The following is a 16,472-nucleotide window of genomic DNA, read 5'->3' as shown; positions in this document are numbered from 1 at the left end:
TACAGAAAGGTTCCAAGAAAAACTTCACGGCCTTTCCCCGATAGAATATCGGGAAAAGGCCGTGGCATAATACTCTTTTTATTACTGTCTACTTGACAGGGAGATGACCACATCGGCTCTTTTTTTATTTCCCTTCATTTTTCTCTAACACGTATAAATCTTCTTCCATATTCGTTAATTTCTCACTTACAAGCTTTCTTGCATCTCCAATTGCTTGATTGTATGCAAATGGTCCAACTAATTTAATCATTTCTTCTATTAAACGCTCTGCTTGGAAACGCCCAATTTCATCTAGATCTTCTTCCATGAAAAATTGCTGAATTTGCGCTACAAGCTCTTCTTTTTTATCATTTGGTATTTTTATATTCATCATCGTTGTTACTCCTCTATATTTAAGATAATATCTTCCTTAACTCTACCATAGAAAAACGATTACCAGGACAGCTTTTTGTAACTCCTTCTAACTCCCTATGACCTAGTATATTTTCTTTCTTTATAGCAAATTGCTTCATAAACATTTTGCATAAAGAATATAATGCATTCACTTGCGGGGGAGTGGGATCGTATTTATCGAAATTTCCCGTCATACATATTCCAATTGTATGACGGTTATGGTCTTTCGCGTGCGCTCCAATATGTAAACCTCGCCCTTCCACTACAGTTCCATCCTTTTCGATAAAATAGTTGTAACCAATTCCGCTCCACCCCCTTACAGTTTGATGAAATTCATGCGTTTTATACACGTCCCATCCATCTTCAGCTGTATGGTGAATAATCAGTTTGTTTACTTTTTCTAAAGGAACTAATTCATCTTGAAATGTTAGATTGACACGTTTAATTTCCATTTGAACTGCCTCCTCTTAAAAATCAATCATTATAATCGTTTTATCATCTGGCCTTATTCTCTTTTCCGCTTCTAGCTCTTCAATAATTGCTATATATTCGTTTATACTATTCTTTCTTATATATGCAACAGTTTGTTCTAATGACCAATCTGGGTGAAATAACCCGTCTGAACAAATAAAAATCCCACTCACTTCATCTGTATGTACTTCACCATGTTGTAAATAATGTATCGCTTCTTTCATTCCATTTGCAACTGAATAACCATTTGGCATATTTGCAAGATAACGATTGTATTTTAACTGTTCTCGAACATCTTGAAAAACATATTCTTCTGGTACAGATAACCCTTTTTTACGATCTTCTTCCCTCTTCTTTTTTGCTCTTTTACTAATTCCTTCAACTGTGTCTTTCGTTAATACTTGCATCGTTCCATTTTGAAAAGTTGCGACAATCATACAGTCCCCAAGCTGCGCATATTCAATTTTCTCACCAACTATTTGGACTGCCGCGATACATGTGCACCACAAATGCTCTTTTTTTCTCGTGTCTACTTCATATTCTAACATTTTGCTTTGCAATACTTCATTTGCTTTGGCAACTGCAAATTGTAAACTATGATTCTCTCGTAATGCAGTAAAATAACTTGCAAATAAATGCGAAGCGATGTATGCTCCATTATGTCCCTTTTCATCACGAAACGGGACAAGTGGTGTTGCACCGTCACATACACCATAAATCTTTTTTTCTTTATTACAAAAATAAGAATCCTCACATTCTTGCTTCAACGGGCTTTTCTGTTGATATGTTTTTATCTTCACAACTGTATCCCCTTTCAAATGATAAAATACTCAAATTCTTTTGATTAATCTAATTTACCTAAATAAACTGTTTTTACCCAAAACTTTCAATATCATATATAATCTTGAAATAATATGAATTTTTCAGTGAAGGACGGGAAAGAAATGGTCAGATTCCTTGGTGTTATTATCGGTTCTATTATTATTGCGGTTGCCTTTAATCTTTTCCTTATCCCCCACAAAATTTTAAGTAGTGGAATTGGCGGAATTGCTATTATTTTAGGGATTGTAACCCCTGTAAACACAGGCATTATTAACTTTGTATTAAACTTACCTATCCTTATTTTAGGGTACATAGGTCTTGGAAAAAAAGTAATTTTTAACACAGTTGTCTCTGTAGTTGTATTATCTGTTGCATTATACTACGTTCCAGTAAAAGTCGTAGCAACAGATCCATTGTTATCTTCTATCTTCGGAGGTGTAATCGCCGGAGCTGGTATTGGTCTTGTTTTTAACTGTAATGGATCCACTGGTGGATTTGATATTATCGGTATGCTTTTATCCCGCAAGCGAGACATTAAACTTGGCGGATTCCTTATTATTTTAAATGCAGTCGTTGTAATAATCGCAGGATTCTTCTTCACCTGGGATGTTGCACTTACAAGCTTACTTTCAATTTATGTAACTGGTAAAGTAATTGATGCTGTTCATACAAAACATCGTAAAGTTACACTTATGATTGTAACAAATGAAGCAGAAAAAATGAAAAAACAACTTCTTTCAACTGTTGTACGTGGAATAACGTTACTTGATGGCGAAGGTGCTTATTCAAGCGAGAAAAAGCGTGTACTTATGACCGTCGTTTCTCGTGAAGAATTAGCAAGTATGAAACTAACAATTTCTGAAATCGACCCGAATGCATTCGTTAATATTACAGAAACTGTAGAAGTGTTAGGACTTTTCAGAAGAAGTTAAAGACTAGGTGGGAATCCACCTAGTCTTTATTTTGCATAAATTCAATTCGGTTTCCAAATGGATCTGACACGTAAAATCGAATTACATCTGGTCGTGCATAATCATCAATCACTTTAACACCTTGCTCTATAAGTGTTTGCTTAAATTCATTAATTTCATTCACATAAAAAGCTGGATGAGCCTTTTTAGCTGGTGTAAAGTTCCGCTCGACACCAATATGGATTTCTTGATTTCCACATTTAAACCAACATCCACCTCGTTTTTTCAACTCTTCTGGCTTTGGAATTTCTTCCATACCAATCGTATTCCCATAAAAATCACGCGCCTCTTCTTCACACCCTACAGGTGCAGCTACTTGCACGTGATCAATCCCTTGAATATAATTTTTCATTTTCTCTCCCCCTCCTCTACCCTAATGTTATACGGAAAACAACCGTCTGTAACTTACAAAAGGTTTATAAAACAATATAAGCTCCCCTTATTACCATCCTGCATTCACTTTGCAAAAAATAAAAAAACAAAATTTATTCTATAACTTCCATTTTTTATAGAAATACACATCACATCTATATTATAGTTATGAATAGACAAATCTTTTTAGATGCTATTTGTACGGAGGAACTATTATGAGTCGTAAAAAATATTCACCAACTCAAAAAAAACGTCATCCGAACATTTCTAGACGTTTGCGAAACCATATACAAGATCGTTCATTAACAGAAATGTACGCATCTCTGTTCGAACACAATCCGGATAGTATTATTTCATTGAATTTAGAAGGAGTTATTCTACATATAAATCCTTCTGCCGAAAGAATATTAGGTTACACTTCTTTAGAATTAGAACAGAAAAATATTACCTCTATTTTAGAAGCCCATATTTCTGAGCAAGTATTACAAAATATAAAGAATACTGAAGCGGATAATCAACAAGAGTATATCTTATCTATTTATCATAAAAATGGATTCTTATTAGATGTTGTGACAAAACTAGTTCCTATTTTTGTTCAAAATCGTCTTACTGGCGTATACGCTATTATGAAGCCGCTTGAAAAATCAGAAAGAATTGAGAATATGCTAAAAGAAAGTGAGAAGAGATTACGTACATTAGTAAACTCCATGCCTGCCTTTGTTATATTTAAAGATCATGAAGGGCGCTGGCTTGAGGCAAATGACTACGCACTTTCTTGCTTCAATTTCCATCATGTACCTTACCACGGGAAAAAAGATAGCGAACTCATTCAATATAATGAAGCATACCGAGAAGCTTTTTTACATTGTGAAGAAATAGATGAACTAGCATGGCAACAAAGACAAATTCTTCATGGCGAGGAATTTATTATACATAGAGATGATTTCGATCTAATCTTAAGTATATCAAAAGTTCCGCTTTATCATCCTGATGGTTCTCGCAAAGGTCTTATCGTGATGGGGAGAGATGTTACTGAGCTAAAAGAAACTGAAAAGTTATTACGAAAATCAGAGAAGCTCGCAGTAGTCGGACAACTGACAGCTGGAATTGCCCATGAAATTCGAAATCCACTCACTTCTCTAAAAGGTTTTCTAACGTTGCTCCTCCCTGAAATAAGTGAGGAGCAGAAATGGTATATCGATGTTATGTTAAGTGAGATTTCACAAATGGAATCCATCACGAGTCAATTTATGGCGATGTCTAAGCCACAAGTATTATCTATCCAAACTTGTAACATACAAACTTTAATTGAAGAGGTAGTTACATTTATTTTACCGACTGCAATTATGCATAGCGTTCATATCATCATGGATCATTTTGATTACGTATATGATATTCAATGTGACGGTAACCAATTAAAACAAGTGTTTATAAACATATTAAAAAATGCGATAGAAGCAATGCCAAATGGCGGAAATATTTTCATCCAAACAAAACCATTAGAGGATAATTTCATCTTAATACGAATTATCGATGAAGGTTGCGGCATTCCTGAAGATCGTATCTCCCGTCTAGGCGAACCTTTTTATAGTTTAAAAGAAAAAGGCACAGGACTAGGATTAATGATGTGTTACAAAATAATTGAAGAACATCATGGTAGATTACACATTTCAAGCGAATTAAATAAAGGTACGATTGTTGATATTGAGCTACCACTTTCTTCATCTCATCTTGCAATCCAGTCTTAAATAAAAAAGAAGCATCTGCTAATCGTTAGCAGATGCTTCTTTTTTTAAAATGCTTTGTCATACCACTCTTTTGCTTTTTCTACTTCACCCATCGTTAATTGATGCCCTCGATTTTCCCAATGCATTGTTACATTCGCATTTGCATTTTCTAATAGTCCCTTCAATTCCTCTGACTCTGCTGATGAACAAATTGGGTCATTTGTCCCAGCAGCAATAAACACAGATTTCCCTGCTAAATTTGCTAATTGCATTCCTCTTCTTGGTACCATTGGGTGATGAAGCACAGCACCTTTCAATGCATTTTCGTAATGGAATAATAAGCTTGCTGCGATATTTGCCCCATTCGAATAACCGATAGCTACAATGTTATTTCTATCGAATTTATATTCTTTAGCCGCTTCATCTAAAAATTCATTTAATTCCTTCGTACGGAAAATTAAATCCTCTTCATCAAAAATGCCCTCTGCTAATCGGCGGAAAAAACGCGGCATCCCATTCTCTAACACATTTCCCCTAACGCTTAATACCGACGCTTCCGGATCAACTATTTCTGCAAGTGGTAGTAAATCTAATTCATTACCACCTGTGCCATGAAGTAATAACAGCACTGGTTTTGACGTATCTTTTCCTTTTTGAAAAACATGTTTCATCATAATCCTTTTCCCCCTTCAATCACTTTAATCTAAATTTCTCACTTCAAATGGTAAAAGCGTTTGTTCAATCTGTTTTCTATGTTGTTCATATTGTTCCGGTAACTTTAATTCCTCCCCCATCGTCTCTAACGATTCATCATGAGCGAAACCAGGAGGATCTGTTGCAATTTCAAATAAGATTTCACCATGTTCTCTAAAATAAATCGCGTTAAAATAATTTCGATCTTGTACAGGAGTTACGTGATATCCAAAACGCGACACATACTCTTTCCAGTCTAGCTGATCAGCATCATCACTCGCTCTCCAGGCTATATGATGAACTGTACCAACGCCCATTTGGCCACGACCGATTGTTGATAATTTCAAATCAATAATATTTCCAATGTCAGCAGAAGAACGGAATCGAACAAATTCGCCCTCTTCTCCAATTTTTTCAAGACCCATAATATGTTCTAACAATTCAGCTGTTTTTTGAGGCTGTGCAGATAAAAGAACAGCACCTCCAAACCCTTTAATTGCTACTTCTGGTGTAACTTCTCCAAAACTCCAATTGTTTAATTCGCCTGCTTCTCTTTCAACTAATTCTATATGCAAACCATGCGGATCATCAAATTCTAAATACTGCTCTCCAAAACGAGTCATTTTTGTATACGAAACATCGAATTTTTCTAATCTATTTTCCCAAAACTCCATTGTACCTTTTGGTACAACGTAAGACGTAATTCCTACTTGACCGTCCCCAATAATACCTTGACGAGCACCTGCCCATGGGAAAAACGTAATAATTGTTCCAGGCTTTCCTCCTTCATTTCCAAAATAAAGATGGTACGTACCTGGATCATCAAAATTCACTGTTTGTTTCACTAAACGTAACCCTAATACACCAGCATAAAAGTCTACATTTTCTTGTGGATGCCCTACAATCGCTGTAATGTGATGGATTCCCATTGTTTTCTTTTCCATTTCTTCCACTCCTTTTTTATTTCATTATAAAAATTCTTTTACATTTAAATTCATTATTCATTTTGTCCATGCTGCAAAGTAAAATCCGTTATAATAATTTTATCTCGAATTCGAGATATTAATTACAAAAATACCTATTGGTGTCTAACCTATCAAATTATCTTGAACTCAAGATAATTTACAAAAAATATTCGTTCGATTTATAACCATAATATTTCTTCATTATGCATGTTATTTATCTCGAACTCGAGATTTATTATAAGTTACTTATTTTTTATTGTCAATAAGTCCTTACTTTCATTTTACATGTAAAAAGAGTAAACGCTATTCATCGTTTACTCTTTTTGCAAATCATTTCTTTTCTTCTTCCAGTACTGCTTCCATCTCATTAAATTCACGATGAACTGCCTTAACGGGTTCTTTCGTTAATAAACTTACAACGATAACAGTTAATAAACTACAGAAGAATCCAGGTACCATTTCATACATAGTCGCTTTTAAACTTGGAATTTGTACCCAAGTGATAACAACTAATGCACCGACAATCATCCCAGCAAGAACGCCCCATTTGTTCGTTCTCTTCCAATATAAACTTAATAAAATTGCTGGTCCAAATGCTGATCCAAATCCTGCCCAAGCATATCCAACAAGCGTTAAAATTGTATCACTCGGATGATACGCTAAAACAACTGCAATCATCGCTACAACTAATACTGACAGCCTACCGATAAATACAAGTTCTTTATCACTTGCATTACGACGGAAAAATGTTTTATAGAAATCTTCCGTTACTGCACTTGAAATAACAAGTAATTGTGAGGAAATACTACTCATAATCGAAGCCAAAATAGCTGATAATAAAAATCCTGTAATATACGGATGGAATAAAATATTTGAGAATGTTACAAAGACCATTTCTGGGTCTTGTAATGTCGCATTATTTTTAGCATAATAGGCGATACCAATTAGACCAGTAAGCATTGCACCTATAATTGAAATCGTCATCCAACCGATACCGATTCTACGAGAAGTTTTTAAATCTTTAATAGAGGTAATTGCCATAAAGCGGACAATAATATGTGGTTGACCAAAATATCCAAGGCCCCATGCTAAAAATGAAATAATACCAAGTATTGTGGTCCCTTTAAACATATCTAAATGCGATGCATCGACTTGCTTAATCGTATTAAATGTTTCTGTTACACCACCGACATCCGTAAAAGCAACAATTGGCACTAGTACAAGCGCAATAAACATAATACAACCTTGCACAAAGTCCGTCCAACTTACGGCTAGAAAGCCACCAAATAGTGTATACGCAACAACGACACCTACTGTTACAAATAAACCAATTTTATAATCAAGGTTAAAAGAATTTTCAAACAAACGTCCACCTGAAACTAAACCAGCCGACGCATAAAATGTGAAAAATACTAAAATGACGATAGCGGAGACAAAACGAAGTATTTTCGTACGATCTTTAAACCGATTCTCTAAAAAGTCTGGAATCGTAATTGAATCATTTGCTACTTCTGTATACGTTCGTAAACGCGGGGCAATGATTAAATAGTTTGCATACGCACCTATTAATAAACCTATCGCAATCCATACACTTGATAATCCTGTTGCATACATCGCACCAGGTAATCCCATTAGCATCCAGCCACTCATGTCAGAAGCACCAGCTGATAAAGCTGTAACTGCTGGACCAAGTCCCCTCCCGCCTAACATATAATCTGATAAATCGGATGTCTTCTTATAAGACCAATATCCGATATACAACATACCTGCCATATAAATAGCAAGCGAAACCATAATTTCAATCTTCACCAAATCTCTCCCTTAGTCCATAAGCCATTCAAAATTTCGAAAAATGACTTTTTCTATTTTCTTGTTTTCGCTTATGGTTCCCTACCTTAACAAACATTTTTTGTTCTTTCAAGTGAACGAGCACTTTTCATTACATGTGAAAACCTTTATAAACGCCTTTATCCCAGTGGATTACCCTGTTTTCAAAAGAAATCGAAGTAAAAATATTCTGATAATTAAACACCTTATTTTTTAATAAAAATAAGCCATACAAATGTATGACTTTTAATCTATTAAACATAGCTTACTATTTACTAGTAGGAAACAATTCTGAGAGAGGAACTACCCGCCCCATCTCGTCTTTAAATACAATATGATCTCTCTTTAAATGGCGCGGGCTCTTCACTCCCGCCGCTGCCGCTAATGAAAATAAACTATATCTCATACTAATAATATAATTCATGACTCGCCACTTCTTCTCATACGGATCTAACGCTTTTTGATAATGCGGATTCGTCGTGGCTACACCAGATGGACATTGACCAGAATTACATTGAAGGGCCATAATACAGCCACTTGCCATCATAAACCCACGGGCTGAACTTACAGCATCCGCCCCAATCGCTAAAGCAATCGCCACTTTATCTGGTGTGATTAATTTACCCGATGCAAATACTTTAAACTTATTACGGACACCATAATGGTTTGCTGTATCAATAAATGTAAGTAATGCTGGAATAAGCGGCAGTCCCATATAATCTGCCATCGATTTATACGTTGCCCCTGACCCGCCTTCTGAACCGTCGATTGTAATAAAATCTGGGTAAATGTTTAGTTCTTTCATTGTTTTTATTAAATCTTCCAAAGGCTCCTGCTGACCAATTACAATTTTCATTCCAACTGGTTTACCGCTGTTTTCTTGCAACTGTTGAATAAAACAAAGTGTATCCGCTGCATTCTTTAAAAATGAAAATCGATTCGGTGAATTAATCGTCTCTCCCTTTCGGACGTTGCGAACAGAAGCAATTTTCTCATTTACTTTTTGCCCCTCTAAATGACCACCACGTATTTTAGCACCTTGCCCAAATTTCAATTCGAATGCTCTAATATTACTTTCTTTCGCTTTCTCCATGAATTTTCCCATTGAAAAATTACCGTCTTCATCACGGTATCCAAATAACCCTGGACCAATTTGCGCAACGATATTCGCTCCTGTATGTAAATGTTCTGGAATAACGCCACCTTCACCCGTATTAATCCACGATCCGCCTGCCATTTTTGCTCCAAAACCACTCGCTAAAATATAATTTTCTCCAATCGCACCGTAAGAAGTCGCAGATGCACCAAACATGCCATGTAGCTTCCACGGATATTTACGGTTCTCACCGACTATAATTGCATCATCTTCTTCGTACAGCCAAAGATTCGTTGTATCCGCTGTCAATTTTTCTCTTCTTGAAAATAACCCTTCTTTATGAATCACGTACTTTTTACCTTCCCGCTCTTGCGTGAGATTCACACTTAATTCCTCAGTTAATATCGGAAATAATGTATTAGCAATATAATATCCAGAAGCTTCAAAATCTCGTTTTGATCCAAAACCAAGTATTTCAGAGCGATATTTCGCTAAAAACATAACACTTTGAAAATCGTAACGTGAGAAAGGCTTTCCATCCGTATCATGATCAAACCAATATTGTCGAAATTCAGGCCCTATCTTTTCCAGTAAGTAGCGCATTCTTCCTAAGTACGGATGTAATTTTAAAATAGAATGGTGTGTTCGTTTTTTTATAAAAAATGTAATGATAAAAAAGACGATTAAAAGCAACATTAAAAATAGTAATATACTAATAATAACGAGTAGCGTTTCACTCATCCCGCTTCCCCCTATGAAATTCCATAATAAAAGGAGAACACTAGATGTGCTCTCCTTTTATCTTTATTCATACTAACGTAGCAAGATGCTCTTTCGCGTCATATTCAACTAAACTTTCAGCGTGTTTAATTCGATGAACAAAGTCTGGATTAGCAATTAACGGTCTTCCGAATGCCGCTACATCAATCGTTCCTTCTTGCAACGCTTCTTCGGCCTCTTTCGGATTTAAATTACCAACCCCAACAATCGTACCATCCCAATATTTTCTTACTAGTTGATGAAAATTCTTTCCGTCAGCAATCTCTTGGGTATAATTCATCGTTGAAGGATGGATCATCGTTAACCCAACCTCTTTAAACATATTTATGAACGTTTCAATTGCAAACTCAGGGTTTTCCCACATATAAGTAGGATTATCACCTTTGAAAGCAGAGAAACGAAGAAGTGTTTTATTAGCTCCAACAGCTTCTATTACAGCCGCCGTTACTTCTTTCATAAACGTTAACCTTTGTTTTAAATCACCGCCATATTTATCTGTTCGCTTATTCGCAAACTCATACGTAAATTGATCGATTAAATATCCGTGTGCACCGTGAATTTCTACTCCATCAAATCCAGCTTCGATCGCATTTTTCGCAGCTTGTGCGTATTGCCCGATCACTTCTTGTATTTCTTCTAACGTCATTGCTTCTGGCGTATCAAACGGTTTACGAAAGCGTGGAACATTTCCCTCTGCAGCGATAGCCGACGGTGCTTGTGGCATTTGACCACCAATTATTTCATGATGACTCATACGCCCAACATGCCATATTTGAGCAATAATCGTCCCGCCTTCTTTATGTACCGCCTCTGTAACAGGTTTCCAAGAATCGATTTGCTCTTGTGTATAAATACCTGGTACTCCTGGGTTTCCTTTTGCTCTCGGACTAATGACAATTCCTTCTGTAATAATTAGTCCAATTCCATCCGCAGCACGTTTTCTGTAGTACTCCACTACATCCGCACCAACTACTCCAGTCTCATTATCTGCAAAGCATCTTGTCATCGGTGCCATCGCTATACGATTACGAAGAGACCAAGCTCCAACTTGAATTGGATCAAACAACTTTGTTTCTTCAACGTTTTCAAAAAATCCCCCAGCATTTACATTTGTTCCTTCATAAATACTCGCTGCTTTATTACTTGAACTTGTCATTTTTCTTCCCCCTAAAAAATCTTACTATAATCGCATCATACTTACTTTTAGATAGTAACGTCAATTTTTACGACTTTACAATAAAAAATTCGAATATCAAAAAATAAAATGCTATAAATAATATTAAAAAGGTTTCCTTAGGAGGAAACCTTTTTTGTTGACCATATATGGCTGTCAATTCGTTTATCTCTTTAATAAAAAAACACCTTATCAATAGAAGTGAAAATGGTTCAGTATTCTTCTAAAAATAATAACTTATATACCTAAAACAATGAAAGCCCTACCTCTCTTTCATCCTTACGGCTCCTCGTCCGTGCCAGTGTGAATCAGGATTGCAAAAATCAAGTAACTATTTTATCGAAGTATTCAATTAAACTTCGAACATTCATAAATGAAATTAAAAAATAAAAATGGATTTGATTGTAGTAATAACAATAGAGGTAATGCTCTAAAAGTGGTTTGAAAGAGTTGAATGTCTTTGAAATGATAAATTTTCTATAATTATGTTCCCAAAAAATTCAAGATCTTTTTTGGGATATAATACATTATTTGTAATGAACCTTAACAAAAGCTTTTTATCTGATTTTCTGTGATACCTTTAATTAATCCCAGTTCACTAATCAAAAATTCATATGCGTTATCTAACATCTTCTTTTCGCTTGCATTAAGTGCTTTTTCTTTCTGTATACGCATTAAATCACGCACAACTTCAGCACCTTCTTGCATTTTACCCGTCTTTATTTTATCAGTGTTCAATTTATACCTTTGTTTCCATGTAAGTAATCTATCTGATTCCCCATGTTGAAAAATATCCATTATGTGTGCTAATGCGGTTATATCCGTAACTGGACGTATATTCGAATTCAATATTCTCCCTGCTGGAATCATTAGTTCCATATTACTAGCCGACATTTTTATAACATAATACTGTTGTTTTTCTCCTGAGATTTCCTTCTCTTCTATGGCTTTAATTATACCTGCTCCCTGCATTGGATAAACAATGTTATCGCCAATTTGAAACAAATAATCCACCTCCATATATGGTAACCTTCTCAAGCTTAACACACTTTTAGTTTTTTAGCAAAATTTTTATTTTATCATAAAATTATTTTACACGTCAACACTTCAGAAGCAAGAAATTAAATTTACACAATACACTATAAAAATCGCAATTCCATTAACGGTTCCACACACACATTCATTCTCTTTTAATACAAAAACACATCACTACATTTAAGTAGTGATGTGTTTTTGATAAGACATAAATAAAAATCTACTTTTCCGTCTATATGCTAACCTGCTTACTAACCGTTTCCCTCGCTAAAAGAAAACTCATAATCACTTGCGCTGCTACTCTACTCGTCATATCTCTGAAATCAAGAGTTGGATCAATCTCTACTATATCCATCCCTTGAACGAGCGGTTCTTTACCAAGGAATTCAATCGCATCTAGTAAAGTCGTACTATCCATTCCACCAGGCCCAATTGCTGGACAACCTGGTGCAAACGCTTGGTCTAGCACATCCATATCAAGAGAAATATAAATAGAAGTCACACCTTGATTTCTTAATAATTCAATACTTTCCGTGATAATATCTTTTATTTCTCGCTCTCGTACGTCTTTCATTGTATACACTGTTACACCATGCTCTATTGCATATTCATGGTACGCACGTGCATTAGAAAAATTACGAATTCCAATTTGAACAAGTTGTTTCCCTGTAATGACATCATTTTCTAGTAAACTACGGAATGGTGTACCATTTGATGGGCCTCCATCATCTAAATTACGTAAATCATGATGAGCATCAAATTGAATAATCCCGACCTTTCCTTTACTGTTTGCAAAACCTGTTATACTCGGAAAACTAATCGAGTGGTCACCACCAAGAACGATTGGTATCATGTTCGGGTTTACTTTCGTTACATGACCAACTGTTTTCGCAATTCGTTTGTGACTTTCTTTTATATCCGTCACATGCATCGTAATATCGCCGCAATCATATAAGACACTTTCTTTCATATCGTGTTTTTCTGTAATTGCATATGTACTATATGCATCTAACATCGCACGAATTGTCTTTGGAGCAAAACTCGCTCCTGAATGACTAATAGATGGTTTAGAAAGGGGTGCTCCAATTAAGGCAGCACCGAATATTTCTACACCTTCCTCCCAATCTTTAATCATCTCACTCCATTTTGTCACTTCACGATCAATAAACTTTGCGTTTTTCTTTAAATAGTGGCCGTGCTCCACGATTGTTCACCTCTTGTATATGCAATATTACCATTCTTCCATACTGTATTCACATGACTTACGCCGTAATGATACGGTACGTAAGCATAATTGTAAGCATCCCATAAAACTAAATCTGCCTTACGACCAACTCTAATTTTCCCAGCTACATCACCACGGTTAATGGCATATGATGAGTTAACCGTTACGGCATTCCAAACTTCTTCTGGTGTCATTTTCAGTTTTAGCATCGCAATGCTCATAATAAGCTGAATATTTTCAGTTGGACAGCTACCTGGGTTAAAGTCTGTAGCTAACGCAACTGCAACACCTTCATCAATCATTTTACGACCACGAGCAAAGCTTTCTTTATTTAAATAGAAAGTTGTTCCTGGTAATAATGTTGCTACTGTATTCGAGTTTGCAAGCATTTCAATCCCTTTATCAGAAGCGCCAACTAGATGGTCTGCTGATGCTGCACCGATTTCTGCCGCTGCTTCCGCACCACCAAGAGGGTCGATTTCATCTGCATGAATTTTCACATCAAAGCCAAGCTCTTTCGCTTTTAATAAAAATTCTTTTGATTCTTCTACTGAGAACACACCTGTTTCACAGAAAATATCAACGAATTCCGCCAATTGTTTCTCTTTCATTTCTGGTAATAGGTCTAACATCCATTGTAAAAATTCTTTCGATCTACCTTTATATTCTTTCGGAACTGCATGAGCACCTAAAAATGTGGAAACTAAATCGATCGGATGCTCTTTTTGTAATTGTGCAGTTGCCTCTAATTGTTTCCATTCCGTCTCATCATCTAATCCGTAACCACTCTTCGCTTCTACAGTTGTAACGCCGAAAGATAACATACGGTCTAAATGGAATTTCGCTTTTTGAACAAGTTCTTCTTTCGACGCCTTTTTCGTTGCATTTACAGTTGAAAGAATACCTCCGCCTTGTTCTAAAATTTCTAAGTACGGAACTCCTTGTAATTTTAGCGCAATTTCGTTTTCACGCGATCCACCAAATACAAGATGGGTATGCGGGTCAACAAGACCAGGAGAAACCATTTTCCCCCCGCAATCAATAACTTCTTTCGCTTGTAATCCTTTCGCTTCTTCCGCTGTTCCAACGAAAGTGATTACACCATTTTCAATTCCAACCGCACCGTTTTCGATAACAGGAAGCGTGTTCATCGCTTCCCGTCTTAACAAGCCATCTTCTTGATCCATTGTTAGTAATTGACCGATATTGATTAGTAAAGTGTCCAGCATGTTTTCTCCTCCTTATTTCATCATTGGAATGTTAACGCCTTTTTCTTTCGCAGTTTCCACAGCTAAGTCATACCCTGCATCCACGTGACGAACAACACCCATACCAGGGTCAGAAGTTAATACGCGCTCAATACGTTTTGCTGCTGCTTCTGTTCCATCTGCAACGATAACCATTCCCGCATGAAGTGAATAACCCATACCAACGCCACCACCGTGGTGAACAGATACCCAGCTTGCACCGTTTACACTATTAATTAATGCATTTAAAATTGGCCAGTCAGCTACTGCATCACTACCATCTTTCATCGCTTCTGTTTCACGGTTTGGAGATGCTACTGATCCACAATCTAAATGGTCACGACCGATAACGATTGGTGCTGATAATTCACCATTTGCAACCATTTCATTAATGATGCGACCAAATTTCGCACGCTCACCGTAACCTAACCAACAAATACGTGATGGAAGTCCTTGGAACTCAACTTGTTGACGTGCCATACGAATCCAGTTACATAAATGTTCATTATCAGCGAACTCACGTAAAATTACTTCGTCTGTTTTATAAATATCTTCTGGATCACCAGAAAGCGCTACCCAGCGGAATGGCCCTTTTCCTTCACAGAATAATGGACGAATAAATGCTGGAACGAATCCTGGGAAATCGAAAGCATTTTTCAAACCTTCATCGAAAGCAACTTGGCGAATGTTATTTCCATAATCAAATGTAATTGCGCCTTTTTCTTGCATCGCAAGCATCGCTTCCACATGTTTTGTCATACTTTCTTTTGATAATTGTACGTAACGTTCTGGATCTTCTTCACGAAGTTTCGCTGCTTCTTCTAATGTGTAACCTACTGGAATATAACCGTTTAATGGATCATGAGCAGATGTTTGATCTGTAACTAAATCTGGCGTAATATTACGCTTCACTAGTTCTGGTAAGATCTCTGCCGCATTTCCTAACAAGCCAATTGAAATTGGTTCTTTCTTCTCTTTATACTCGTTCGCAACAGTTAATGCTTCTTCTAATGATTCTGTATACATGTCACAATATCTCTTTTCAATACGACGATCGATGCTGCGCTTATCAACATCAATAGCAATAACAACACCGCCGTTCATCGTTACAGCAAGAGGTTGTGCACCACCCATACCACCTAAACCAGCAGTAAGTGTTAATGTACCTTTTAATGAACCATCGAAATGTTGACGAGCTGCTTCACCAAATGTTTCATATGTTCCTTGTAGAATCCCTTGCGTTCCAATGTAAATCCAGCTACCAGCTGTCATTTGTCCGTACATCATAAGACCTTTTTTCTCTAGTTCTCGGAAGTGATCCCAGTTTGCCCATTTTGGTACTAAGTTTGAGTTCGCTAACAGAACGCGAGGTGCATCTTCATGTGATTTAAAAATGGCAACTGGTTTTCCTGATTGAACAAGTAACGTTTCATCGCTTTCTAACGTTTTTAATGAATCTACAATCGCCTGATAGCTTTCCCAGTTACGAGCTGCACGGCCAATTCCGCCATACACAACTAATTCTTCTGGTTTTTCAGCAACTTCAGGATCTAAATTGTTCATTAACATTCGAAGTGCAGCCTCTTGAACCCACCCTTTCGTTTGTAACTCAGTACCTCTTGGCGCACGAATTGTTTGTTTTACTTTTTCCATTTCAATCTCTCCCTTTTCTCG

At 36.4% G+C, this 16,472-nt stretch carries 16 protein-coding genes; 3 read left to right on the top strand and 13 right to left on the bottom strand.

The window, feature by feature from the left end; all coding sequences use genetic code 11:
- Positions 1-70: IS3 family transposase (locus tag ACTFO4_RS06485; protein WP_325782447.1), on the top strand; the 70-nt coding region annotated here is incomplete at its 5' end.
- A gap of 54 nt (positions 71-124) precedes the next feature.
- Here the strand turns inward: ACTFO4_RS06485 and ACTFO4_RS06480 are convergent.
- From ACTFO4_RS06480 to ACTFO4_RS06470, 3 genes are read right to left on the bottom strand one after another with little or no spacing between them, the layout of a single operon-like run.
- Positions 125-373 carry a DUF2164 domain-containing protein gene (locus tag ACTFO4_RS06480; RefSeq protein WP_000981066.1) on the bottom strand — a complete coding sequence of 83 codons (249 nt, stop codon included), beginning with the start codon at positions 371-373 and terminating at the stop codon, positions 125-127.
- Between the two features lie 19 nt (positions 374-392).
- On the bottom strand, positions 393-845 hold the full coding sequence (locus ACTFO4_RS06475; protein WP_000404002.1) for a peptidoglycan recognition protein family protein: 453 nt from the start codon (positions 843-845) through the stop codon (positions 393-395).
- A gap of 15 nt (positions 846-860) precedes the next feature.
- The gene (locus ACTFO4_RS06470; protein WP_135277391.1) at positions 861-1,682 is read right to left on the bottom strand and encodes a protein phosphatase 2C domain-containing protein; all 822 of its coding nucleotides are present in this window, start codon (positions 1,680-1,682) and stop codon (positions 861-863) included.
- Between the two features lie 126 nt (positions 1,683-1,808).
- Between ACTFO4_RS06470 and ACTFO4_RS06465 the strand changes: the two genes are divergently transcribed.
- Complete coding sequence (locus ACTFO4_RS06465) at positions 1,809-2,618, top strand: YitT family protein (protein ID WP_000251344.1); 810 nt, start codon at positions 1,809-1,811, stop codon at positions 2,616-2,618.
- Between the two features lie 19 nt (positions 2,619-2,637).
- Here the strand turns inward: ACTFO4_RS06465 and ACTFO4_RS06460 are convergent, their stop codons facing one another.
- Positions 2,638-3,009, bottom strand: coding sequence for a VOC family protein (locus tag ACTFO4_RS06460; protein ID WP_000800772.1), 372 nt, complete (start codon positions 3,007-3,009; stop codon positions 2,638-2,640).
- A 235-nt stretch (positions 3,010-3,244) separates the two neighbouring features.
- Between ACTFO4_RS06460 and ACTFO4_RS06455 the strand changes: the two genes are divergently transcribed.
- On the top strand, positions 3,245-4,777 hold the full coding sequence (locus ACTFO4_RS06455) for a BA3702 family sensor histidine kinase (protein WP_000087652.1): 1,533 nt from the start codon (positions 3,245-3,247) through the stop codon (positions 4,775-4,777).
- A gap of 44 nt (positions 4,778-4,821) precedes the next feature.
- On the opposite strand, the gene ACTFO4_RS06450 is transcribed toward ACTFO4_RS06455, so the two are convergent.
- The 9 genes from ACTFO4_RS06450 to hutU all read right to left on the bottom strand — a co-directional run bounded on the left by ACTFO4_RS06450 (position 4,822) and on the right by hutU (position 16,451).
- Complete coding sequence (locus ACTFO4_RS06450) at positions 4,822-5,430, bottom strand: alpha/beta hydrolase (protein WP_061457603.1); 609 nt, start codon at positions 5,428-5,430, stop codon at positions 4,822-4,824.
- Positions 5,431-5,454: 24 nt separating this feature from the next.
- The gene (locus tag ACTFO4_RS06445; RefSeq protein ID WP_000412739.1) at positions 5,455-6,393 is read right to left on the bottom strand and encodes a ring-cleaving dioxygenase; all 939 of its coding nucleotides are present in this window, start codon (positions 6,391-6,393) and stop codon (positions 5,455-5,457) included.
- 351 nt (positions 6,394-6,744) lie between these two features.
- A complete protein-coding gene (gene putP, locus ACTFO4_RS06440) occupies positions 6,745-8,223 on the bottom strand; it encodes a sodium/proline symporter PutP (protein WP_000687591.1) in 1,479 nt (492 codons plus the stop codon).
- Between the two features lie 286 nt (positions 8,224-8,509).
- Entirely contained in the window at positions 8,510-10,078 is a 1,569-nt protein-coding gene (locus tag ACTFO4_RS06435; protein ID WP_061457605.1) for an FMN-binding glutamate synthase family protein, read from the bottom strand.
- 67 nt (positions 10,079-10,145) lie between these two features.
- Positions 10,146-11,273, bottom strand: a complete 1,128-nt coding sequence (locus ACTFO4_RS06430; RefSeq protein ID WP_000204582.1) for an alkene reductase — start codon at positions 11,271-11,273, stop codon at positions 10,146-10,148.
- A 561-nt stretch (positions 11,274-11,834) separates the two neighbouring features.
- A complete protein-coding gene (locus ACTFO4_RS06425; protein WP_170879444.1) occupies positions 11,835-12,296 on the bottom strand; it encodes a CarD family transcriptional regulator in 462 nt (153 codons plus the stop codon).
- A 262-nt stretch (positions 12,297-12,558) separates the two neighbouring features.
- Positions 12,559-13,530, bottom strand: coding sequence for a formimidoylglutamase (gene hutG / locus ACTFO4_RS06420; protein ID WP_000399851.1), 972 nt, complete (start codon positions 13,528-13,530; stop codon positions 12,559-12,561).
- Positions 13,509-14,780 (bottom strand): imidazolonepropionase, encoded by a 1,272-nt coding sequence (hutI, locus tag ACTFO4_RS06415; RefSeq protein WP_000887524.1) that lies wholly within the window; start codon positions 14,778-14,780, stop codon positions 13,509-13,511. The genes hutG and hutI overlap by 22 nt, the downstream gene beginning before the upstream one ends.
- Positions 14,781-14,792: 12 nt before the next feature.
- Positions 14,793-16,451: a urocanate hydratase gene (gene hutU, locus ACTFO4_RS06410; RefSeq protein WP_017674198.1), complete on the bottom strand. Its 1,659-nt coding sequence runs from the start codon at positions 16,449-16,451 to the stop codon at positions 14,793-14,795.
- Positions 16,452-16,472 lie beyond the last annotated feature (21 nt).

Origin of the sequence: Bacillus cereus group sp. MYBKT14-1 (assembly GCF_051915185.1) — a bacterium.
GTDB classification, from domain to species: domain Bacteria; phylum Bacillota; class Bacilli; order Bacillales; family Bacillaceae_G; genus Bacillus_A; species Bacillus_A cereus.
Note: the sequence above shows the minus strand (reverse complement) of the source record. Positions and strands in the feature narration are given on the sequence as shown.

What these genes read in the sequence shown, in the direction of transcription:
- ACTFO4_RS06445 (WP_000412739.1), bottom strand. Translation starts at nt 6,393, where the DNA reads ATGGAAAAGAAAACAATGGGAATCCATCACATTACAGCGATTGTAGGG.
- hutU (WP_017674198.1), bottom strand. Translation starts at nt 16,451, where the DNA reads ATGGAAAAAGTAAAACAAACAATTCGTGCGCCAAGAGGTACTGAGTTA.
- ACTFO4_RS06455 (WP_000087652.1), top strand. Translation starts at nt 3,245, where the DNA reads ATGAGTCGTAAAAAATATTCACCAACTCAAAAAAAACGTCATCCGAAC.
- ACTFO4_RS06450 (WP_061457603.1), bottom strand. Translation starts at nt 5,430, where the DNA reads ATGATGAAACATGTTTTTCAAAAAGGAAAAGATACGTCAAAACCAGTG.
- ACTFO4_RS06435 (WP_061457605.1), bottom strand. Translation starts at nt 10,078, where the DNA reads ATGAGTGAAACGCTACTCGTTATTATTAGTATATTACTATTTTTAATG.
- ACTFO4_RS06475 (WP_000404002.1), bottom strand. Translation starts at nt 845, where the DNA reads ATGGAAATTAAACGTGTCAATCTAACATTTCAAGATGAATTAGTTCCT.
- hutI (WP_000887524.1), bottom strand. Translation starts at nt 14,780, where the DNA reads ATGCTGGACACTTTACTAATCAATATCGGTCAATTACTAACAATGGAT.
- ACTFO4_RS06465 (WP_000251344.1), top strand. Translation starts at nt 1,809, where the DNA reads ATGGTCAGATTCCTTGGTGTTATTATCGGTTCTATTATTATTGCGGTT.
- ACTFO4_RS06430 (WP_000204582.1), bottom strand. Translation starts at nt 11,273, where the DNA reads ATGACAAGTTCAAGTAATAAAGCAGCGAGTATTTATGAAGGAACAAAT.
- ACTFO4_RS06480 (WP_000981066.1), bottom strand. Translation starts at nt 373, where the DNA reads ATGATGAATATAAAAATACCAAATGATAAAAAAGAAGAGCTTGTAGCG.
- ACTFO4_RS06460 (WP_000800772.1), bottom strand. Translation starts at nt 3,009, where the DNA reads ATGAAAAATTATATTCAAGGGATTGATCACGTGCAAGTAGCTGCACCT.